Here is a 19,942-nt window from a genome sequence, read left to right on the forward strand (position 1 = left end):
CGGCTCGATGGGCATGGCGGCGGTGGAGCGGGTACGACGCATCGGCGTGATGGGTGGCACGTTCGACCCGATCCATCACGGGCACCTGGTCGCGGCCAGCGAGGTGCAGTCCTACTTCGACCTCGACGAGGTGATCTTCGTCCCGACCGGCCAGCCCTGGCAGAAGTCGGACCGGAAGGTCTCCCCGCCCGAGGACCGGTACCTGATGACCGTCATCGCGACCGCGTCCAATCCGCGGTTCTCGGTCAGCCGCGTGGACATCGACCGGCCGGGTCCGACGTACACGATCGACACCCTGCGCGACCTGTCCAGGCTGTACCCGGACGCCGAGCTGTTCTTCATCACCGGCGCCGACGCGCTCGCCCAGATCCTCACCTGGCGGGACGTCGACGAGATGTTCAAGCTGGCCCAGTTCGTGGGCTGTACGCGGCCCGGCACCGAAGGACTCGAACTGCCGCTGGACCAGCTGCCGATGGACCGGATCACCCTGCTCGAGGTGCCGGCGCTGGCGATCTCGTCGACCGAGTGCCGCGCCCGGGTCGCCAAGGGCAACCCGACCTGGTACCTGGTGCCGGACGGGATCGTCCAGTACATCGCCAAGCGTGAGCTCTACACCAACCGTTAGGACGTCTATGTCTGCCAGTGAACGCGCCATCGAGCTGCTGACCGCAGCCGCGGAAGCGGCCCACGACAAGAAGGCCGAGAACGTCCTCGCCTTCGACGTCTCCGAGCAGCTCGCCATCACCGACGCCTTCCTGGTCGCGTCCGCCTCGAACGACCGCCAGGTCCGCGCGATCGTGGACGCGATCGAGGAGAAGCTGCGCGTCGACTTCGACGCCAAGCCGGTCCGCCGCGAGGGCGCCCGCGAAGGCCGCTGGGTGCTGCTCGACTACCTCGAGATCGTCATCCACGTCCAGCACGACGAGGAGCGCTCGTTCTACTCCCTGGAGCGCCTGTGGCGCGACTGCCCGGCCATCCCGCTGCCGTCGCCCGTCCCCGGCGTCTCTGAATGAGCGCAGGACGGCTGATCGTCTGGCGGCACGGCCGGACCGAGTGGAACCTGCAGGACAAGATCCAAGGCCAGGCCGACATCCCGCTCGACTCGGTCGGCCTGACGCAGGCCCGCGCCGCGGCCGCCCGGCTCGCCTCCCTCGCGCCCACCCGGCTCTTCGCCAGCGACCTGCAACGCGCCGCGGCCACCGCCGGTGAGCTCTCGCTGCTGACCGGTCTGAAGATCGAGTACGACGAAGCGCTCCGCGAGATCGACGTCGACGACTGGGCCGGCCTCACCATGTCCGAGCTCGCCGCCATGAACCCGGAGGCCGCCGCCCGCATCCGCAGCGGCGAACCCCAGCGCCGCGGCTCCAACGGCGAAACCGTCGAAGAGGTCGCCGAGCGCTTTTCCGAGGCGCTCATCCGGATCTCTTTGGAAGGCACGTCCGAAGACACCATCGTCGTCGCCACCCACGGCCTCGCCGCCCGCGTCGGGATTTGCCTGTTCCTGGGCATCCCGCAGGCGAGCTGGCCCGCCTTCGGAGGCCTCTCCAACTGCAACTGGGTCTCCCTCCTCCCCGGCCGAGCCGGCTGGCGAATCGAAGAATGGAACGCCGGCTCCCTCCCAGAGCCGGTCATGAGCGACGACCCCCAGCGCTAGAGGCCTTGCAGGACACCGCCCATCGGACACCGCTCCGCGGCGACTGTTCTTCTGGCCGCCTCCGGCGGCGCGTATCTGGTCCGCGGGCGATCGCCCGGCGTACGAGCTGTTGTCGTGTGACGACGCCCGGAAGAACACCGCTTCGTGGCGGCTGACTGTTGGCCGCCTCAATCGGCGTGCCTGGCCGGCGTCGCCGGCGGCTTGGCCTGTCCTGGGCCGGACTTGGCCGCCGCGTGCGTGCTGGAGTAGAGCGTTGCGGGATCGGCCTCCAGCGGGCCTAGTCCGCCGCGCACAGGTGAGGTCCTGGGTACCGTTGCCCCAGGGCCTGGTTCACGTGCTGCTGGCGGCGCTGCGACATACCGTGGGCCCGCAGTAGAGCAGCTTAGACACGCCCGTCAGCGGGCCCTGGAAGGGGTGTCGCGTACCTCACCAGCCCCACGAGGGAACCGATTTTTCTTTGCAGGCCCTCATCCGCTAAGCTTTCGGAGTCGCAAGACACCGCGGGGCTTTGGCGCAGTTGGTAGCGCGCTTCCATGGCATGGAAGAGGTCAGGGGTTCGAATCCCCTAAGCTCCACCGCAGTTCAGAGGCCGGTTTCCCACTCGGGAGGCCGGTCTTTTGCATGGCCTGTGTGACCAGCGCTTCTGGGGCAGCAGTTGGCTCATCGCTTGGACTCCCGCGGGTGGGGATCGGCCGGAGCTCGTGACCGTAGACCGTCCGCCACCTCAGTGTCCTTGTGGCCGACCAACAGAGTGATCTACTCGATCTTTACCCGCTTGCACTGAGGACACGAACCCGCGGTAGGAATCGCGGACACGCACGCGGCGTCGATTCGGTTCATCCAGGAGGCTGTGACCTTTCTCCCCGTTTCCGGTTGGGCCCCGGGCGCCGGATCGACGTGCTACTGGATGCGGGCCGGGCACACGGCGTCGGCCGCAGATCCGGAAGGACAATCACCATGTCTCAGAGCATCAAACGCCGCCTCGCCCACGGCATCGGCGCCGCCGTCGTCGCGACGGCCGCTTCCGCCACCCTTGCCGTTGGCGCGGCGGAAGCGAGCACCCAGGTGACACCGCCGGCGGGGATCACGGTGCCGGGCGACCCGACCGCAGCACCCGCCGGCCTCGTCGCGAGCCTGGAAGGTCGGAACGAAGTAACTGGCGGTGATCCGGACGGGCAAGCGCTGGAACTCATCGGGATCGAGGGCAACACGCTCAGCTACTCGGTGTCCTGGCGCGGCATCAGTACCCCGACCGAGGCAGCCATCCACGCCGCCGGTCGAGGAGTGGACGGGCCGGTCGTCGTACCTTTGTTCACCAAGCCGAGCGGAGGGGGTAGCTTCGCCTCCGGCAGCGTCACGGTCACCGACCCAAGTGTGCTTGACGCGTTGCGCTCAAACCCGAGCGGCTTCTACACCGACCTGCGCAACACTGACTTCCCGAACGGCGCCGTACGTGCCCAGCTGCACCTGCTCAGTCACGCGGTCAGCACGACCGGAGTGGCCGCGCTGCAGGAGTCGGTGGTACTCGGCAGCCAGATCTACGCCTGCACCGCGCAACTCGACGGCTCGTTCGCCTTTACGCAGAACAATGTCGACGCGCACCTCACCGGCGGCATCCACCACACCTTCGTCCAGCCGGTCGCCGGCCCGCCCCAGTGGCAAGCACCCGACGGCAGCGCGGTCAGCGGCACCAAGGTCGTCACAAGGAACGGGAACGGAGCGGGCAACATCGCCGAACTGGACCTCGACGCGACTCAGATCGGCGACCCGACCGGCCTGCTGGCGAACGCTGTCGAGGTGCTGCGCCTCAACACTGTCGGCGGCGTCGCCCCGGCCGGGAACTGCGACCCGCACGTCACGCCGATCGTCAACGTCCCGTACCAAGCCGACTATCTGTTCATCAACGGCTAACCAGTTTCGATCTGCATTAGTCGCCGCGTGCTGGCATCTGGCGTAGCTTCTGTTTGATCGGCGCGATTGCCTCGACCCCTTGAGCTTGAAGAAATCGAGGCAATCGTTGGTCAGCCAGCTGCCATGGCGCACCGCTAACGCCCGGGCACGGGGGTTCTGAAGGCTTGAGGGATCGACTGAGTGACAACCGCCTCGCTTCGGCGTGAAGGGTGCCGGAGGTACGCCAGGTGGGCTCGCGTCAAGGACGCTCAAGGCGCAACTGTGAATGGCGCCGGCCTCTTTCATGACCTGAGTCACTAACGGCTTCGGGGGCAGGATCTCGTCCATCGCTTCGGCTCCCTCGGTCAGCACCGGCCGCAACTCGTGCCGGTACACCGTCTCGGTCACCTGGGCGCTCTTCTGCCCAACCAAACTGCGAGATCTGTTCAATGCTTACGCCCTGGCACTGAGACACGAAGCTGTGCCGCAGCTCCCGAGGCGTCCACTCCGCGGCACTCAGTCCAGGTGTCAGGTCGACCACGCGGCCGAATGCACGCGGGACGTTGGCCGCGTCCAGTTCGGTGCCGATCGATGTACAGAAGGCCAGATTGCCTCCGATCGCCAGCGGGGTCCTTGCAGTCTCCTGGTGTTGCAGGTGCTCGGCCAGCGCATCAACGCATCGTTCCGGCAGACGCAGCGTACGGCGAGACTTGCGCGCCTTGGTGTCGCCGCGCTGGCCGAACCGACCGCCATACCTCGAGATCGACGGCGGCCAGGGCGGATCGTCGTACGGCGCTCCCTTCAAGTCCACGTGATCCCACGTCTCGACCTCGGCGTCGACATCGAAGTCAGGGGAGGCAGTGGCTAGGGCTGGACGTACTAGCTCAAGGTGAGCACCCTGACTGAGCAGCCACCAGAGCACGTCCTCTGGGTTGACGTAGCCGCGATCTTGGTCAACATAAGCAAAGGATGACCAGCCGTTGGCATGGCGCCGAGACAGGGCAAGAGAATCCGAGCCGGACTCCGGCACCAGCATGGTCGAAGAGCTTGGCGTCACCTGGCGACATGGTCAGGTGGGCGGCCATCCGCGAAGGGCGTTTCCCTCAACCCTGGGAGGCTTAGCGCGATCCGTAGGACCTGCTGCTCTAAGGAACCCAGGCGGCAGACTGGGCCATCCTGCCCCCGGACGGTCCAACGTGTCTGACGGCCCAGGTCACAGAGAAGAGTCCCACAAGGGCTCGATGACGACGTCGTCTTCGTTGACTTGGGCGACAACCTTCCCGTTGGTCATCGGTCCGAGGGCGAGGCGGTATGCCGCGTGGCCTTGGGGGCCGCCGTCGTAATGGGATCCCAGCCCTGCCCGCCGTCGCTCACGCCCAGATGTATTCCTCAGCGATCGCGCCGTCCTTCCACTTGGCAACGGTGACCATTCGGCTCCCGTCCTCGAATTCCCCAATCACGCACGTCCACTCACCCGATCCGAACCCGATCGGATGGGACATGATCTGAGGCGGCGTTCCACCTGCAGACGCGACGTACTCCTTCATCGCGCCGATGTGTTCTTGGATGCCGTGCGTGGGCGGCGTCCCCTTCCAGTCGACCAGCACGTCAGCTGTGTGATGATGGGCGAACACGCCGTCCCAATCGGCGTTGTTCCATCCTGTGAAGTCAAGGTCGTCCATACCCTTGAGGTTGCGTGCCACCTGGTCTTCGCTCATGCGCCGCCTCCAATTCGATCAACGGACCGGCCTGGGTCGCGGGGTGCGGCCATCTCTCGACTCTAGGCACATCGACACGGCCTGACTAGTGAGATGGGCGCCGAAACCCGAACGCGGGGCGCCGGGGAAAATCATCGAGGTCCAACGCGATGGACCACGTCCATACGGCGGCGCCGTCAGTGGCGAGTCTCCGCACGCAGCAACGTCCTCAATTCGGCGCGTCAGCGCGCGACTCAGCAGTCTTGACTCACTCCCTGAGATACTCGCCGGGTGAAGGATGGGCGCGTCGAATACCTGCTGTTGTCGGACGGTCTGGATTTCGCGAGACGAGGCGTGGCCGTCCACGGGGCACTGACCCTTGTTGGAGCCGAGATGGGCCGTGCCGAGACCGACATACCGTGGTCCATGCGCAGTGACTGGCCGCCGGAGGTCGTTGAGGCAGCGTCCAGACTGTGCGATCGCTTCGTCCCCGACTCGAAACGTAACGATCACTACATGCAGACAGGTGTCCAGTCCACCAGTGACTCCGAGGTGCGGGACGACTTCATCACCGTGGCGCCACACGCCGACGACGCGACGTTCTGGCGGCGCGACTATGGAGAGGTCGCCAGCCTCAGCGATGAAGGAACCTCCTGCGCCATCTGGCTCACCGACGACCAGCGAAACGTCCTTGCCGACGTCGTCGGTGCCGACCGGGTGGTGAGCTACGAGGATTGGCGTCGCGCGCATCCCTCGTGCTCGCGTCGGCAACTGCATCGCCTCAAAACGAGAGTGCTTCGAGCTCGATCAGATTAGAGGACCGATCGCGCCGCGGATGCCAACCGTCCGGCCCGATGTTGATAGGGGTCAGCTCGCGGTGCTGAGCGTTTCACAAGACGCCTTCATTGATCCGTGGCGTCACGGTGCCACCGTCGGTGCTGGTACCAGATCGCGGCGGCGCACACCGCTGCGCCGACCCAAGGAAACCAGAGCCCAGCCCTCGACCAGGAGGCGGTGTGCACGACGTCGTTGTCGTCGTCCCCCATTGGACCACCCGGTTGGTACCTAGCCCGCACAGAGCGTCCTCGTTCGACGAAGCCATCGAGCATCACGCGGTCCTTGACGATCGACCCATCGTCGCTCACCCACCGACCCGAGTTGGTGCATGCCCCTCGCAGTCCGGAGCAGGTGGTCGACGTCTCCGTGAACGTTCCCCAGTACGCCGGCCGGTCGCGGCCAGCGAATGTCATGACGCCGATCACGATGAGCGCTATGCAGACGCCTTCCATGCTCGCGTAGAAGAGTGCATGCCCCGTGGCGCGCAGGCGGCTCCAGACCGTGCCCCAACCCGCCATGAGCTAAGCATCGCAGTAGAAGATCTGTGAGCCCGTTCAGGCATGCGCGGAACGCGGCATTTCCGGACGTTGTTGGTCAAGTGTGTCCGGGGAGAGACCGCCGGTGCCCCTAGGCTCCAAGCTGTGACAGTCGAGATCGAGGTTGTGGAAGAGCGAATCCGTCGGGTCGTCCCCGACGTGTCAATCACGAAGCTGCAGAACCTGCTTTACCTCTGCCAGGGTCACTACGTGGGCAGGTTCCTGGCACCACTGTTCGAGAACGACATCTGGGCCGTGCCTACCGGCGCGGAAACTCGCCCACGTTCGGTCACATACGGAGGCGATCTTCGGTCAGAGTTGTCGGAAGGAGAGGCGCGCACAATCGACGAAGTGCTTCACCAATACGGACAGCTCGCCGAGAGCGAGCTGACCGCTGCGGTGTGCTCTACATGGCCTTGGCAAGAGGCCACAGAGGGCGGCTGGACCATCAGCCCTGAGGTGATCCGCGATCACTTTGGGGGGACTCTGCCTGACAGCGACATGCGCCCCTGAGAGAGTCGAGCCGCCACGTCCCATCGTCGGTATGGGCCTGACCCGTTTTGACGGACATCCGAGATCAGGAGCTTGTGCTCCGGAAGGATGTTCATCATGGAGTCCATGGGCAAGAAGAAGCCGCGGCCTCGTCGTTCGTTCACGCCTGAGTTCAAGGCCGAGATCGTCGAGCTGTGTCAGCGCGGTGACCGGTCGGTTGGTCAGGTCGCGAAGGACTTCGATCTGACCGAGACCGCGGTCCGGCAGTGGCTGAACCAGGCCGAGCGCGACGCCGGCACCGGTGACGGCGGGCTGACCACGAGCGAGCGCGAAGAGCTCAACCAGTTACGGCGGGAGGCTCGCAGGCTGCGTGAGGATGTTGAGATCCTCAAGCGGGCCACGGCTTTCTTCGCGAAGGAGACCCGGTGAACTGTTACCCGTTCATCGAGGCGGAAAAGCAGGGCAACCACAACGTGAAGCGTGCGTGTGAGTTGCTGCAGGTCTCCCGTTCCGCCTACTACGCCGACCGCGCCGGCCGACCGTCCCGCCGTGTTCAGCGCGACGCCGAGCTGACCGCGAAGATCATCGAGATCCACGACGAGTCCCGCCTGACCTACGGCTCGCCACGGGTCCACCACGAATTACTCGACCAAGGCGAGCGCTGTTCCCGCAAGCGGGTCGTGCGGCTGATGCAGGCGGCCGGCCGTCACGGCCGGATCCCGCGACGATGGAAGAAGACCACGATCCCTGATCCCGGCGCCGCGCAACGCCCGGATCTGATCGGCCGCGACTTCGGCATCGACTCCGACCAGCCCGGTCAGCTGAACCGCCGGTGGTGCGGCGACATCACCTACATCCACACCTGGCAAGGCTGGCTCTACCTGGCCACCGTGATCGATCTGGCCTCACGCCGAGTGGTCGGCTGGGCGACCGCTGACCACCTGCGCACCAGCCTGGTCGCCGATGCCCTCACCGACGCAGTCAACCGGCGACGGCCCGCGGCCGGCGTGCTGTTTCACAGCGATAGGGGCTGTCAGTACACCTCGGCCCAGTTCGCCAACCTGGCAAGGGACCTGGGCGTCACGTTGTCGGTCGGGCGCAAGGGCCAATGCTGGGACAACGCGGTCGCCGAGTCCTTCTTCGCCACCGTCAAGACCGAGCTGATCCACCGCCGCACCTGGCCGACCCGCAAAGCCGCCACCAGCGCGCTCTTCGACTACATCGAGGGCTGGTACAACACCCGCCGACGCCACTCCACCCTCGGCTACCTCAGCCCAGCCACCTTCGAATCAACCCACGCCACCCACGAACAGGTAGCGTGAACCGACCTCACACCAACCCTGTCCGTCGAACCGGGTCAACCCCAGTATGGTCGCGTGTCACTCTCGGCGGCGTCAACACTCACGCATTCACCATCTGCGGCAGTTCCGGGCGTTTACGGGTAGGCTCCGAGACAATTGCTGGGTGATCGATCCGACACTGCTGTCGGCGGCCTCACAGGTCGTCGTGATCCGAGGCCGAAGCTGCGACGACGCGACGCGCGCAGTTGTGAAGAAGCGCAAACACCGCAGCGCGGAGGACCGCGCGCTGCTCGTTGAGCGAGACCAGACTGCCATCAGTGAGATCGCCGAACTGTTGTCGGACACCATCCCCGGTGCTCCACCGATGGACTGGATGGAGTGGCCACAGGTCTCGCTTGTCTTCATCGCCGAGGGCCGTGTCCTTCGAGAGGTGGGACTTCTCTCAAAGGCATCGCATGTGCGCGACGTCGAGTTCCATGACCTTCCTTTGCGGAATCCGCTCGCCGTGGACGCGTGGCTTCGGTGTCGAGGAGTCGAGTTGCCATCTCCGCCCGATACGGACTTGAACGAGGACTGACGGCCTGCGCCATCGCGGCGGCAGTTGAGGACGGCCGCTTCGCGGCAGGTGAGTGCGTTGCTCGGGCTTCGGATCATGGCCCCGAACTCGTCACTCGGTGCCGTTCACCCGGTCTGACCGTCGATCGACTCCCTGATCAAGTCGGCGTGGCCGTTGTGGCGTGCGTACTCCTCGATCATGTGGACCAGGATCCACCGCAAGGTGAAGGTCTCGCCGGTTCGCGGGCTCGTGAGTACTGACTCCTCGTCGAGTCCACCGCGAGTGAGCGCTTCGTCGATGACCGCGTCTGAACGGCTGACGGCCTCGTCGAAGAGCGCCCGCAACTCCTCCGGAGTGTCGTCACGAGCCGATTCGAATTCCCAGTCGTTCTCGGTGAGAGCCCAGTCGACGGTGTCAAAGGGCGGCGCGAACCCTGCGTCGCGGAACCAGTGATCGAACCACTGGGACTCAACGAGCGAGAGATGCTTCATCAAGCCCCCAGCGTCATGCCGGTCGGCGGGCATCGTTGCGCCAACTGCCCCCCGGTCAGGCCGGAACACTTCCACCGGAGCGTGTCGCGTTGGTACCCCAGTGATCCACGCAAGATCGCGACTTCGCTGCCGTGCAGTGGCGCTTCGTGCCGCGCACTGATGTCAAACTCCTGTGCCTCGCTCACAGGTGCGCATCGTACGGGGACTACCGATCATCGGCATGTGCGTTCGTTCGGGCCTCAGCCTGGAGGAACAGCGGGCGTTCGATTCCGCGGAGGTGACCAGTTCAGCTGAGCGCGACGCGGCGGCCCGCGCCTACCTCTTCGCTCGTGTCGTCGGTGACCACGGCGACGGCACCGGACGGGACGCCGGGTAGTGCGGCGACGTTGGCGGCGACGCTCAGCAGGATGTCTTCGGGGGCGCCGGCAACAAAGAAGACATAGGCTCCGTCGATCTCCTCGCCGTCGTCGTAGATGTCGAAGCTGCCGTCGCTCGACTCGTCATCGAGAAAGTCCTCGATGACGTCGATCCAGCCGAATTCATACCCGGGGTCGCCGGGCGCAATGCCGCCGGCACCGTTCAACGGAACGTGGATCTCGACGACGAGCGGCCCCATGATGGGCTTCTGCGAGGCGACGGCGGGAAGTGATGTCGACCGCGTCATCTCTGGGCGCAGTACCGATCGCACCGTCGGCGTGCTGAGCTGCCTGTCGCCTCGATCGGGGAACGCGTCCTGCGATAAGGGAGCATTCGTCTCGCCGCGGAGTTCGCGCAGACGTCTGCGGCGCAGCGTCCCGGCGGCGAGCGGGGCGGGCCGCACGCTGTCCGGGATCGCTGGGTGCTCACCGGACAGGTTCAGGGCCCGTTGTACGCGCGCTACGCCCTCCAGAACCGCCGGCAGCGCAAGCAGTCTGCGTTCGTCGGGCTCCAGCGCCTCGAGTTTGCGGAAGTCGATGCGCATGTCCACGAGATGCCGCTTCCGGCCGCGAACTACACGCTCCTCAACCGCGCCGTTGTACGCCGCTCTGAGCACGATCATGTGGATCTCCAGCACCGGCGCGTTGCTGGTCCTTCGCCACCAGGCCAGCCACGACTCGTCCGTACCAAGCAGGTAAACGATCCGGTCGACCTCCTGCCGAAAGCCCTTCTCGACGCCCATCGTCTGGGCGTCGACGCCACCCTCCAGCCAGTAGTCCTCAGGGTCGTTCAGATCACCCATGACCCGACTGTAACCACCCGGCCGCCGAGCCAGCTCCACGGCCGCCGGCCCGATCCCAGGCGTCCTTGAAATCGGACAGGTCTGCCGCTTTCACTGACGGCGGCAGATCCGAACGCCGAGATCGCGAGGACGTGCCGGCTCAGTAGGGCAGATCGGCATCAGTCTCGACCACTCTTGGCGGAGCTCTACGCTGACGTCCATGGACCACAAAGTGTTAGTGGGGGCAATCGCGACCGCAATCATGAGCTACGACCAGTCGAGTGATACAGATGTCGACCCTGACTGGGCCGTCAAGAGCATGGAGGATCTGGTGCACACGTTGAACCAGTTGTCCGATGACGACCGGGCACAGTTCCGCGCAGACCTCGAAGCGCTCGCGGCTGACCTCCCTGCCGACCCGTTCTACGACCGTTGGCGCAACTCGTACCGAGATCTCCCAGGTCTCATGGGATGGGACGAACCAACGCAGGATTAAGCCCTATCCAGCCTGACTGTGGGTCGCCCTGTCATCGGCAGATCCGTGCTTCACCGACAGCGGGTATGAGCGGACGCGTCGTCGGTCCGGTGGGTGGGAACCCCGACACCTCCCGCTGAGGAGTGAGTTCCCCGGACCCGGCCCGGCTCGAACGGGCAGCCACCCTCACCGAACAGCGGGCAGGGCGCACCCTTACCGGGTAGATGCGCCTTGGGTGGGCTCGTGAGCAGTCTAGTTCGCTCCGCCGCTCATCGGCTGCTTGTGTCATTGCTGTTGGGATCGATCCTGGCGCCGCCTTGCGATCCTCCAAGGCGCCGGCATTGCAGACGGTAGCGCGCAGCGGGTCGGTTCGGGGATCATCAACCCCGTGCACAGATACCTCGCTGACCCACCCAGGTGGCTGTTCGCGGTCTGGTACGGCGTGGTCGGCGGCGTGGCGGTTGGGCTCTGGGTCAAGGTGGTCACCGAGGCTAGCTGGGCAAGATCAGGGATTGTGGCCATCATCGGCACGATTGTCGCTACGGGGACCGTTTGGTGGTTGGAGCCCGGCTGGCGGCGCAACCGCGACGAACTCGAGGGCGGTCTATCCGCTGACAAAGCGGCGCTCGCGCGGCGCACGGCTGTGCGTGGACCGGTACCGGACGATCCCGAGGTCCGGGCCGCGGCCCTGCGGATCGCCTCCAAGGGCCTGATCAGGTCCCGCTGGCAGCCAGGACCCAGGCTCACCACGGCTCTCGGCGGAATGATGGCGATCGGTTCCGTAGGAGCGGCGCTGTCGGGCTCACTGTGGGCTGTGCTGTATGCGCTCACTGCGGCCGGAATGTTGTACTCGGGTCTGTACCTTCCCAAGCAACTCCGCCGACGCATCGAACTGCTCTCGCAGCAGTAGATATCCCGCCTATTGTTGGCGTCCCGCACCGCCCCAGGGGCAACGTTGCCTGGCGGAGGGTCTCGTGGGACAACCCAGGCTGAAGGCCGATCATCAGTATGTCGGCTGCGCTCTCATCGGCAGATCCGTGCTCCACGGAGAGCGGCATGTGCGGATCTTGGCGCGACAGCACGACAGTCGCGAAGCCTCGTTGTGTCTGGTTGTAGCCGCTTGGGCCCTCTTGCCTACGCGGTGCCTGACCTCTGGCTCTACCGGCGGGTTTAGCTACCGGATCGACTAGGGCGTGTCTGCTAATTCGGTGGGGTTGGGTGGGTGATGCTTGATGGGTGCCGCGTTCTGGTGTGATTTCTGATGAGTTGTGGGCGGTGATCGCGCCGACGCTGCCGTCGGGTGCGCCTCGTCGGGGCCGTCCGTGGAACGATCACCGACTGACGCTGGAGGCGATCGCGTGGCGGTTCCGGACCGGTGCGCCGTGGCGTGATCTGCCGGCCGAGTTCGGTGCGTGGCAGTCGGTCTGGGAGCGGCACCGCCGCTGGTCGGTCGATGGCACCTACCAGGAGATGTTCGCCGCGGTGCGGGCCGCCGCGCCTGTTGGCGGTGATGGGCTGGTGGAGTTGATGTCGGTGGACTCGACCAGCATCCGCGCTCACCAGCACGCAGCCGGCGCCCGCTTCCACGAGCACACAGGGGGCAGGATCGAATCACAAGAATCTGCCGGGCGAACCCGCTGACCATGCTCTCGGGCGGTCTCGTGGCGGGTGGACGACGAAGATCCACGCCCTCACCGACCAGTTCTGCAGGCCGCTGACCGTAGTACTGACACCTGGCCAGGCCAACGACAATCCGGTACTCGCGCCGCTGCTGGCCGCACACCGCACGGCCGGCAACAACGCCCGCTTCCGGTTGCTGGCCGACAAGGCCTACTCCCACCCGTCGACCCGAAAACACCTGCGAGCGTTGAGGATCCCGCACACCATCCCCGAACGATCCGACCAGATCGACCACCGCAAGTCGAAGGGCTCAGCAGGCGGCAGACCGCCCGCATTCGACGCCGCCAGCTACCGGCACCGCAACACCGTCGAACGCGGCTTCAACCGCCTCAAACACTGGCGCGGCATCGCCACCCGCTACGACAAGTACGCCCTCACCTACCTCGGCGGAGTACTCCTGGCCGCGATCATCACCCACCACCGCATCACCAATTAACAGACAGGGCCTAGTAGTGGACCTTTAGGAGGCAGTCATGACAACAACCATGCAAGATCAGTCTTCAGTTCGGTCCGCTCGTGGAGGCTGGGCTGCACGGATCCTTGTTCGCGAGATGTGGGCCACGCTGGCGATCGTCGCGATGTGGGTGGCCGTGCTGTTCGTCGGCGTTTACGGAGGCGACGCGACCTTCCACGGCGTCGATTCGAGTTTCAGCAGCGTTCCCTCGGGGGTGTTTGTCGCCCTGTTCGCCGCTATCGGCACCGGCTCCGTCGCCAAGCGAGTGTTCGGGCGCAAGTCGGAGTAGCGGCAAAGGCAGGTCGTTCGGTAGTGCCAGGAAACGATCACCACGCTCGTGATTCAAAGAGCGGTCAGCCATCGACCGCACAACGGCAGGTCCGTGCTTCACGGACAGCGGCAGATCCGGATCGTCTCGTGGCGTCCTAGTCTCCTGCCATGGGGACGAGCAAGGTCGATTTCCGTGGGCAGTCCTTCTGGACTCGCGATACGGCGGTGAGCGTCGTACTTGCGCTGCTTGTGGCTGAGCTTGACCCGGTGACCCCGAGCGAACCTGAACTCGACGCCTTGTTGGACCGATGGGCCCTGAGCGCTGCTGTGGGTGTTACGGGTGCTGTGGACGTAGCGCTGGACAACTACGTGACGAACGATCACATCATCGAACTCATCCGTGCCGCGATTCTGCCCATCCGGGACCGCCTCGGCGGCGACGCCCTGGTCGACGTGACAGATCCCGCCGTCCAGCGTCGTGCCGCCGCTGTCGGCGTGGACCCGCCATTCGAGGCACCCGCGGCGCTCGGTTCCTGGGTTCGTAAGGTTCTGGGTGCCCTGGACGAATTACTCGCCGGCCAGCTTCCCGAAGTACCCGGAGGCTATTGGTGGGTGGACGATCAAGGCCTCGGCCCGACTCTCGGGCGCGACTCATGAGTCTGTGACCGGACAGTCGTCTGGCATCATCCGTTGCGTGGCAACCCTGCTCGAGGTGATCGCGACGCTCGACGGAATTCCGGACGGCGATCCGTACGACGTTCAGCCCACAATCTTCGCGCGCAGGCCCTGGACCGTCGACTGCGAAGCGGTCGTCCTGAACGAGGATGCGGTCAACCACGTGGCCCCGAGCGCTCCGGACTTCGCCTATCTCTTGGAGGTTGATCTGGCCAAGGAGGTCATCAGAGTCTGGAGTGAGTGGCGAGATGGTGCAGTGCCGACTTCCGAGGAAGCCACGCAGGCGGTCATCTTCTATAGCGAGTACGACTCGTATCAACCTCTCGCGTAGGTCGTTCGTAGCATCCGCACATCGGCGCTTCCGTGTTTCCACGGACAGCGGCAGGTCAGTGCGTTCCGCGGCACGCTCGCTGAGGTGAGTGTCGTCGTCACCGTGCCGCATCAGGAGGAACCCTGGAAGGTAATCGCCTTCGATCTCCTCGCCGCCGAGGTCGAGCGCCTCACCAAGGACTCAGACTTAATGCTGCGAGCCGCCGCGAACAATGGCCTCCATCTTGGAATAGAGACGGTTCCCGAACGCGTGCGCATCGCCGCTCTGCTCGCGCAAGCAGCCCGGACGCTGCGGGCCAAGTTCTGGTCGAGCAATGAGTCAACGGGTTGGGACGTGAGTCTGGCGGCCTACCGCCCGTGTTGGAGATGTGGATGGAGGGTCTCGCGGACAGCCCAGGCTGAAGCACGATCATCGGCATGGGCGCGGCTTCCATCTCGGCGGCATGTCCGTGCGTGGTCAGTGGCCCCAAGCGCGCGGTGACGCGCGGATTCTGGCGCTGTCATGATCGGTCCGTGACTTCCGTCCCGATTCGTATCGGCGTTGTCGATCTTCGCCTCACACGCTTGCACCAACGGCTGACGTACGACGGCCTGTTGGAGGGCCTGCCGAACCGACGCATGAACGAGGCGCAGCTCAGCCAGGACCGGAAATCCGGATACCTGGTTCCGGTCGAGCAGGAGCCGATAGAGGGCTTCGAGGACTATCCATCCGGGGGTGCGGCGCGACTTCCTGCCATCCGTGTGGAGGCCTTGTTCTCCTCGACCGCCCTGTCAGGCGATCCATGCGACCGCAGTACGGCCCGCGTGATCTGGTATCAGCATCAGTGGGCATTGCCCATCGAGACACCGATACTTGCTCACCTGAGTTCCGTCGAGTGGGCATCAATCGCGGCCGATGAGGATCTCTGAGCATTGCTCGTAGCTTCAACTGCCATCTATCGCTCGTCGGCATGGTCGCGGGTCACTGTCCGCGGCATGTCACGGCGTTTGTCTGGTCGACTTTCGCAGACGACGCGCTCGGTGGCGCAGGTTCTGTGGCCGGCTCTTGTCGGTCTCTAGTTGCTCCAGTTCGGTCACCAACGGTTGGGTCGGCACACCGTGGTCAAGCCAGCCGAGTGCCAGATCAGCCCAGTAGTCGCTGGCTCCGACGGCGTACCTGACCAGCTCTGTAGGCTCGTAGTCCCGCTCGACTCCGGAGTCGAGCGGGCGTTCTAGATCGACGAGGAACGGCAGCATCGGGTGTTTCGGCTCTGGCACGGTCTCAGCTTGCCCCAGACTGACCCGCAATGCGCCAAATGCGGCATGAGCGGTCGTCTCGTACGGCGTGGGGTTGAGGCCGAGGCTCACGCGCCAGACGGTGGAGCGTTCACCATTCTGTCGTGGTCCCACCGCTGCTCCGAGATCACGGCCCCGTTCTCGTCGTAGGTACGGCTCACGCCATGGCGAACGTTGGCGCGCCAGGAGTCCTCGGCTCGGAGCCGCCCTGAGGCATCCCAATCCCGAGCCGGTCCATGCTGTAGACCGTCGACATAAGTCAGTTCGCTACGCGTGCCGTTCTCCGTGACGTCGAAGGCGATGCCCGTGAACGGTTGACCCCGATACTGCATGACCAGGTCTGGCCCGAAGTCCAGCTCAGCGTCGGGCACCCGCAACGTACTGCGTTCCGGCCCCTCGTTCACGGTTGCACAATGCCACGGGCCCTGCCGCGTACGTGCTCGTGGGGCTTGACTGCGCACGGACAGCGGCCAGATCCGGATGTTCGTTCGGCTGATCTCACGGCCGTTCTGCGAACCAGTGGAGTTCCGCTGGCGCGAGAGTTTCGATCAGCTGGCCGTCGCGGATGGTCCACGACGTCGACTGCTGTCCGTTCGTCACTCAAGGGGAAGAAGCCGGCTGGCATGTCCCGATCCGCATCCACGGGTCAGTCGCGCGAGGTCGGTAACCAGGTCGCGGAACGAGACCACTGCTGATTCACGGATGTCACAGCCGTAGAACACGTAGAGCATCCAATTGAATGGCTTGACGGGAAACGCCCAACCGCCGGCGTAGACATCGTGGCCGTGCTTAGCTACGAGCTGCTCGGGGCCTCACACCCCAGACTTTCCTGGTTGGCCTCATTGAACGGACGGCGGCCGGTCCTAGGCTGCAACGGGTCGGCATGCGGCCACGAGGAGGCGAAACTGATGCAGGCAGACGAAGTTGTGCTGATTGAGAAGTTGACGAGGCTGGGTGTCGATGATCCGCAGGCCGCGGCGCGGTCCGAGATCAGTGAAAACCGTCCTCAGTTGGCGTACGCCCGACTAGAACGACTCGTGCGGGCGAATCTGCTTGGCCGGCGCGAGAGCATGGACGTCTGGTGGACCAACCTTCAACGTGAGCGAGATCGTCGCCCGGGTTCACCCTCAACGGCCATCGCAGAGGTGATCGAGAAGTGTCTCGCGGCCGGAATCACCTTGGACGAGCTTGCGGTGATTGTCGAGGACGTCGCGTCCGACACCGCGCAGGGCTTTGCATACCTCCTCGGCGACCCCTACGACGACGAGCTTGGCGACCCGAGCGACCTCCCGTCGTGGGCCCTCTGCGAGGTCAGCTCTGACGACGACGGCGCCAAGCTCACCGGCCGGACGATGGGCGCGCTTCATGAGTTCCTGGGGTCGACGGAGTAGCGGCCGAGCTTGCGAGGAACTGCTCGTACATCGGCATGTGCGTGCGTTGGCCGGCCTCTCAGGTGGTCGTCACCCGTCGAGCCTGTCGCGAATCAGGTGGGGGACGCGTGTCGTAGATCTACGGGCCGATCACATTCGGAGTGACAACGGGCGGTATGCAGCCGGACATAGATGGACGTTCACGGATCGTCGCTGGGTGCGAAGCAGTGACAGTTCACCGGGGAGTTGCGAGTACCTTGGCGACGGCGTGCCATGCGTTGTTCGCGAGGGTTGGGTTTGTGTCCTTGAATTCTCGCAACACGATCAGGGCCTGAGACAGCACGCGCCCGCGGCCGCGGAGCCAGGTTGCGTCGTCCACGTTCAGCGTGGCGCAGAACTCGTCGTGGACGTCCGCGGGCAGCAGGTACCAAGCGGGAAACAAGTCGCACGCCGGATCGCCGACGCCGCATGTCTCGAAGTCGAGCACCGCCGTTAGCCGGCCCGCTGCGGACACGAGCAGGTTGCTCGGCGTCAGGTCCGAGTGGACCCACACCTCGCGCCCGTCGTACGGCGCCGCGAGCGACTCCTCCCAGGACGCTTGCGCTGCGCGAGTGTCGATCAGGCCATCCAGTTCGATGATCGCCTCTCGCGTCAAGGAGTCCATCGAGTGCATCGGCGCGCGTGTTCGGCGTTCACCTGGATAGGCCGGCGGTCGGTCAGGCAGGTCGATTCGGCGGAACGCGTCGACGAACGCCGCGAGGTCCGCCGCGAGCCCACGCGGATCAGCCAGCGCCTCGGGGGAGGGGTGCGTACCGGTGAGCCAGCGGTGGACGGACCACTCGCCCGGGAACGCGTCGGTGGGTGAGCCGATCGCCTCGACAGAGGGGATGGGCACGGGCAGGAGCGGCGCGAGTGCCGCGAGTTTCTCCTGCTCCCGTTGCACTATGTCGGTGATCGAGGGGCGGAGCGGCAGCCGTACGGACAGGTCAGAACCGAGGCGGTAGATCGCGTTCACCAAGCCACTGGAGTCGACCGGCTCCAGCGGCAACCTGGCCCACTGCGGGAACTGCTCGGCCACGAGTTCGCGGACGAGTGGTGTGTCGATGTCGGTCTGGTCGGCGTGGATCTTGCGAGGACTCACGAGCCCATATGAGCGATCGGATCTGTCAGCTGTCAACCGAGTATCCAGGTCCTGCTGGGCGGTGATCACCGCGACGGCGACCATGCTGCGCGCCTCAGAGACCGGTTCACACTCAGGGGCCGGTCGCTTGTGTGACCCGGGAGGATAAGTCTCCGTCTTCAAGGAGTCGTTCGGCGCGGCGAGTGCGAGGAGGACGCCGCGCTGCCGGTGAGCGGGCCCCTGGGATTCAGCGTGCGCGGCGGTAGTGCGTGGCCACGACGCCGTTGTGGAGCGGCTCCGCCGAGACCAGTTCGAGTCGGCGCGTGCTGGGTAGCCCGCCCTGGTACAGCGTCGGGCCGTGGCCCGCGATCCTGGGATGGACGAGCAGCTTGTACTCGTCGATCATGTCCAGCCGGTCGAGCTCGGTCGCGAGCTTGCCGCTTCCGAGGAGGACTCCGGCCGGGGTCGCGTCCTTGAGCTTCTGCACGGCCTCGCGCAGATCGCCGGCGAGGTGGTGGCTGTTCGCCCACGGGAAGTCCTCGCGCGTCGAGGACACCACGTACTTGGGCTTGGCCTCCAGCTTGACCGCCCACTCGCGCATGGCCGGCGGTGCTTCCTCGTCACCGCGGGCGACGGCCGGCCAGTAGCTCTCCATCAGCTCGTAGGTGACGCGACCCCACAGCATTGCCCCGCTCTCGTCCATGAGACGGGTGAAGAACGCGTGCGTCTCGTCGTCGGCGATCCCCTCCTGGTGGTCGACGCAACCATCCAGGGTCAGGTTGAGGCTGAAGGTGAGAAGTCCCATGGCCGGCGAGTCTAGCGCCACAATGGCGGCGTTTCCGTCGTACGCCGCACCGCCGCCCAGGGGCGCGATCGGTCCGGAATCCATTGCACGGAAGAGGTTAGGGGTTCGAGTGCCCTAAGCTCCCAGCCCAGGTTAGAGGCCGGTTCCACTCGGGAGACCGGCGTCTTGCGTGGCATGAGTGACTACTGGCTTGCGGAATCGGCGGGATCTCGTCCAGATGCGCAGATGCTCCCACCATTGAGGTGGGTCCGAAGCTCCATCGAGTCCACCCGATCGAGGTGAGACCCGAAAGCCCGGCCGAACCGCATGCCGGCACGCATCCGAACCCCGCGCGACCCTCAGCCGCCGCCCCAAGCAGGCAACCGCGCTTTCGTGACGAAGCTCCCGGCCACCCGAGGCGCCTCCAGAGCCCCAGCTGTACAGGGTTCGCGGGCGAATGCGGGCACCGACTCCGCGAACATGGCGCACCGCGGATGCGGCGGTGTCTCAGGGCCAGGCTCAGCAGGCGCCGTTCTGCACCGGAAAGTGCATGACGACTACACCGCCGGTGGCGTAGTTGGCGACATCGGCAGACGCCTCGCGGCCCTGCGGAGACGACCTCGCCGCGGTCAGGGCCGCAGCGTCGGCGAACTCGGCTTCGAAGACCGCGAAGTACGGCGTCTGCCCCTGCGTCGCTGTCACCTCGAAGCTGTAGCGAAACGCGAGCAGGCCCGGCATGCGCGCGACCAGCGGGAGGTGCTTGGTCACGTAGTAGTCGCGGAAATGATCGGGATCGGCCGGCTCGGGATACAGAACCAACAGCTTGTGCACAACAACCTCCGTTCAGGGGCGAGCGA

At 65.5% G+C, this 19,942-nt stretch carries 25 protein-coding genes, 1 tRNA gene and 1 pseudogene; 18 read left to right on the top strand and 9 right to left on the bottom strand.

The window, feature by feature from the left end; all coding sequences use genetic code 11:
* The first annotated feature begins 7 nt into the window (after positions 1–7).
* The 5 genes from nadD to ACWEOO_RS38285 all read left to right on the top strand — a co-directional run bounded on the left by nadD (position 8) and on the right by ACWEOO_RS38285 (position 3,565).
* Positions 8–625: a nicotinate-nucleotide adenylyltransferase gene (nadD, locus tag ACWEOO_RS38265; protein WP_452147206.1), complete on the top strand. Its 618-nt coding sequence runs from the start codon at positions 8–10 to the stop codon at positions 623–625.
* Positions 626–632: 7 nt separating this feature from the next.
* Positions 633–1,013, top strand: coding sequence for a ribosome silencing factor (rsfS, locus tag ACWEOO_RS38270; protein WP_355689275.1), 381 nt, complete (start codon positions 633–635; stop codon positions 1,011–1,013).
* On the top strand, positions 1,010–1,654 hold the full coding sequence (locus tag ACWEOO_RS38275) for a histidine phosphatase family protein (protein ID WP_452147207.1): 645 nt from the start codon (positions 1,010–1,012) through the stop codon (positions 1,652–1,654). The genes rsfS and ACWEOO_RS38275 overlap by 4 nt, the downstream gene beginning before the upstream one ends.
* A 502-nt stretch (positions 1,655–2,156) precedes the next feature.
* Positions 2,157–2,229, top strand: a tRNA-Ala gene (locus tag ACWEOO_RS38280).
* Between the two features lie 382 nt (positions 2,230–2,611).
* Positions 2,612–3,565, top strand: a complete 954-nt coding sequence (locus tag ACWEOO_RS38285; RefSeq protein ID WP_452147208.1) for a CHRD domain-containing protein — start codon at positions 2,612–2,614, stop codon at positions 3,563–3,565.
* A gap of 238 nt (positions 3,566–3,803) precedes the next feature.
* Here the strand turns inward: ACWEOO_RS38285 and ACWEOO_RS38290 are convergent, their stop codons facing one another.
* Together ACWEOO_RS38290 and ACWEOO_RS38295 are read right to left on the bottom strand one after the other, a co-directional pair.
* The gene (locus ACWEOO_RS38290) at positions 3,804–4,580 is read right to left on the bottom strand and encodes a hypothetical protein (protein WP_452147209.1); all 777 of its coding nucleotides are present in this window, start codon (positions 4,578–4,580) and stop codon (positions 3,804–3,806) included.
* 334 nt (positions 4,581–4,914) lie between these two features.
* Positions 4,915–5,262 carry a hypothetical protein gene (locus tag ACWEOO_RS38295; protein WP_359937766.1) on the bottom strand — a complete coding sequence of 116 codons (348 nt, stop codon included), beginning with the start codon at positions 5,260–5,262 and terminating at the stop codon, positions 4,915–4,917.
* Between the two features lie 270 nt (positions 5,263–5,532).
* On the opposite strand from ACWEOO_RS38295, the gene ACWEOO_RS38300 reads away from it, so the two are divergent.
* The 5 genes from ACWEOO_RS38300 (at position 5,533) to ACWEOO_RS38320 (ending at position 8,984) form a co-directional block, all read left to right on the top strand.
* Positions 5,533–6,057 (top strand): hypothetical protein, encoded by a 525-nt coding sequence (locus tag ACWEOO_RS38300; protein ID WP_452147210.1) that lies wholly within the window; start codon positions 5,533–5,535, stop codon positions 6,055–6,057.
* A gap of 662 nt (positions 6,058–6,719) precedes the next feature.
* Positions 6,720–7,127: a hypothetical protein gene (locus ACWEOO_RS38305; protein ID WP_452147211.1), complete on the top strand. Its 408-nt coding sequence runs from the start codon at positions 6,720–6,722 to the stop codon at positions 7,125–7,127.
* A 96-nt stretch (positions 7,128–7,223) separates the two neighbouring features.
* Entirely contained in the window at positions 7,224–7,535 is a 312-nt protein-coding gene (locus ACWEOO_RS38310) for a transposase (protein WP_209694371.1), read from the top strand.
* Entirely contained in the window at positions 7,532–8,428 is an 897-nt protein-coding gene (locus ACWEOO_RS38315) for an IS3 family transposase (protein ID WP_452147212.1), read from the top strand. The genes ACWEOO_RS38310 and ACWEOO_RS38315 overlap by 4 nt, the downstream gene beginning before the upstream one ends.
* Before the next feature lie 142 nt (positions 8,429–8,570).
* Entirely contained in the window at positions 8,571–8,984 is a 414-nt protein-coding gene (locus ACWEOO_RS38320) for a hypothetical protein (protein ID WP_452147213.1), read from the top strand.
* A gap of 104 nt (positions 8,985–9,088) precedes the next feature.
* Here ACWEOO_RS38320 and ACWEOO_RS38325 read toward each other — a convergent pair whose 3' ends face one another.
* Positions 9,089–9,487: a mycothiol transferase gene (locus tag ACWEOO_RS38325; RefSeq protein ID WP_452147214.1), complete on the bottom strand. Its 399-nt coding sequence runs from the start codon at positions 9,485–9,487 to the stop codon at positions 9,089–9,091.
* 253 nt (positions 9,488–9,740) lie between these two features.
* A complete protein-coding gene (locus ACWEOO_RS38330; RefSeq protein ID WP_452147215.1) occupies positions 9,741–10,673 on the bottom strand; it encodes a hypothetical protein in 933 nt (310 codons plus the stop codon).
* A 199-nt stretch (positions 10,674–10,872) separates the two neighbouring features.
* Here ACWEOO_RS38330 and ACWEOO_RS38335 point away from each other — a divergent pair, with 199 nt between their 5' ends.
* From ACWEOO_RS38335 to ACWEOO_RS38365, 7 genes and pseudogenes are all read left to right on the top strand, one after another.
* Entirely contained in the window at positions 10,873–11,148 is a 276-nt protein-coding gene (locus tag ACWEOO_RS38335; RefSeq protein ID WP_452147216.1) for a hypothetical protein, read from the top strand.
* 493 nt (positions 11,149–11,641) lie between these two features.
* On the top strand, positions 11,642–12,037 hold the full coding sequence (locus tag ACWEOO_RS38340) for a hypothetical protein (RefSeq protein WP_452147217.1): 396 nt from the start codon (positions 11,642–11,644) through the stop codon (positions 12,035–12,037).
* Positions 12,038–12,363: 326 nt separating this feature from the next.
* Positions 12,364–13,243, top strand: a pseudogene (locus ACWEOO_RS38345) (IS5 family transposase).
* Positions 13,244–13,280: 37 nt separating this feature from the next.
* Complete coding sequence (locus tag ACWEOO_RS38350) at positions 13,281–13,550, top strand: hypothetical protein (RefSeq protein ID WP_359937733.1); 270 nt, start codon at positions 13,281–13,283, stop codon at positions 13,548–13,550.
* A gap of 149 nt (positions 13,551–13,699) precedes the next feature.
* On the top strand, positions 13,700–14,188 hold the full coding sequence (locus ACWEOO_RS38355; RefSeq protein ID WP_452147218.1) for a hypothetical protein: 489 nt from the start codon (positions 13,700–13,702) through the stop codon (positions 14,186–14,188).
* Positions 14,189–14,225: 37 nt separating this feature from the next.
* Entirely contained in the window at positions 14,226–14,537 is a 312-nt protein-coding gene (locus ACWEOO_RS38360; RefSeq protein WP_452147219.1) for a hypothetical protein, read from the top strand.
* Between the two features lie 512 nt (positions 14,538–15,049).
* Positions 15,050–15,445: a hypothetical protein gene (locus tag ACWEOO_RS38365; RefSeq protein WP_452147220.1), complete on the top strand. Its 396-nt coding sequence runs from the start codon at positions 15,050–15,052 to the stop codon at positions 15,443–15,445.
* A gap of 69 nt (positions 15,446–15,514) precedes the next feature.
* On the opposite strand, the gene ACWEOO_RS38370 is transcribed toward ACWEOO_RS38365, so the two are convergent.
* Positions 15,515–15,883, bottom strand: coding sequence for a hypothetical protein (locus ACWEOO_RS38370; protein WP_452147221.1), 369 nt, complete (start codon positions 15,881–15,883; stop codon positions 15,515–15,517).
* Positions 15,880–16,215, bottom strand: a complete 336-nt coding sequence (locus ACWEOO_RS38375) for a toxin-antitoxin system YwqK family antitoxin (RefSeq protein ID WP_452147222.1) — start codon at positions 16,213–16,215, stop codon at positions 15,880–15,882. Before ACWEOO_RS38375 ends, ACWEOO_RS38370 begins: the two co-directional genes overlap by 4 nt.
* Positions 16,216–16,596: 381 nt before the next feature.
* On the opposite strand from ACWEOO_RS38375, the gene ACWEOO_RS38380 reads away from it, so the two are divergent.
* Entirely contained in the window at positions 16,597–17,202 is a 606-nt protein-coding gene (locus tag ACWEOO_RS38380) for a hypothetical protein (protein WP_452147223.1), read from the top strand.
* Between the two features lie 214 nt (positions 17,203–17,416).
* On the opposite strand, the gene ACWEOO_RS38385 is transcribed toward ACWEOO_RS38380, so the two are convergent.
* The 3 genes from ACWEOO_RS38385 to ACWEOO_RS38395 all read right to left on the bottom strand — a co-directional run bounded on the left by ACWEOO_RS38385 (position 17,417) and on the right by ACWEOO_RS38395 (position 19,916).
* Entirely contained in the window at positions 17,417–18,322 is a 906-nt protein-coding gene (locus ACWEOO_RS38385; RefSeq protein WP_452147224.1) for an aminoglycoside phosphotransferase family protein, read from the bottom strand.
* 226 nt (positions 18,323–18,548) lie between these two features.
* The gene (locus tag ACWEOO_RS38390) at positions 18,549–19,106 is read right to left on the bottom strand and encodes a dihydrofolate reductase family protein (protein ID WP_452147225.1); all 558 of its coding nucleotides are present in this window, start codon (positions 19,104–19,106) and stop codon (positions 18,549–18,551) included.
* Between the two features lie 498 nt (positions 19,107–19,604).
* Positions 19,605–19,916 (bottom strand): EthD family reductase, encoded by a 312-nt coding sequence (locus ACWEOO_RS38395; RefSeq protein ID WP_452147226.1) that lies wholly within the window; start codon positions 19,914–19,916, stop codon positions 19,605–19,607.
* Positions 19,917–19,942: the final 26 nt, after the last annotated feature.

This window comes from Kribbella sp. NPDC004138 (assembly GCF_053603655.1).

Excerpts from the sequence above, each read along its gene's own strand:
- ACWEOO_RS38310 (WP_209694371.1), top strand. The coding sequence starts at position 7,224 with ATGGAGTCCATGGGCAAGAAGAAGCCGCGGCCTCGTCGTTCGTTCACG.
- ACWEOO_RS38290 (WP_452147209.1), bottom strand. The coding sequence starts at position 4,580 with ATGCTGGTGCCGGAGTCCGGCTCGGATTCTCTTGCCCTGTCTCGGCGC.
- ACWEOO_RS38390 (WP_452147225.1), bottom strand. The coding sequence starts at position 19,106 with ATGGGACTTCTCACCTTCAGCCTCAACCTGACCCTGGATGGTTGCGTC.
- ACWEOO_RS38275 (WP_452147207.1), top strand. The coding sequence starts at position 1,010 with ATGAGCGCAGGACGGCTGATCGTCTGGCGGCACGGCCGGACCGAGTGG.
- ACWEOO_RS38295 (WP_359937766.1), bottom strand. The coding sequence starts at position 5,262 with ATGAGCGAAGACCAGGTGGCACGCAACCTCAAGGGTATGGACGACCTT.
- ACWEOO_RS38330 (WP_452147215.1), bottom strand. The coding sequence starts at position 10,673 with ATGGGTGATCTGAACGACCCTGAGGACTACTGGCTGGAGGGTGGCGTC.
- ACWEOO_RS38355 (WP_452147218.1), top strand. The coding sequence starts at position 13,700 with ATGGGGACGAGCAAGGTCGATTTCCGTGGGCAGTCCTTCTGGACTCGC.
- rsfS (WP_355689275.1), top strand. The coding sequence starts at position 633 with ATGTCTGCCAGTGAACGCGCCATCGAGCTGCTGACCGCAGCCGCGGAA.
- ACWEOO_RS38335 (WP_452147216.1), top strand. The coding sequence starts at position 10,873 with ATGGACCACAAAGTGTTAGTGGGGGCAATCGCGACCGCAATCATGAGC.
- ACWEOO_RS38285 (WP_452147208.1), top strand. The coding sequence starts at position 2,612 with ATGTCTCAGAGCATCAAACGCCGCCTCGCCCACGGCATCGGCGCCGCC.
- ACWEOO_RS38325 (WP_452147214.1), bottom strand. The coding sequence starts at position 9,487 with ATGCCCGCCGACCGGCATGACGCTGGGGGCTTGATGAAGCATCTCTCG.
- ACWEOO_RS38350 (WP_359937733.1), top strand. The coding sequence starts at position 13,281 with ATGACAACAACCATGCAAGATCAGTCTTCAGTTCGGTCCGCTCGTGGA.
- nadD (WP_452147206.1), top strand. The coding sequence starts at position 8 with ATGGGCATGGCGGCGGTGGAGCGGGTACGACGCATCGGCGTGATGGGT.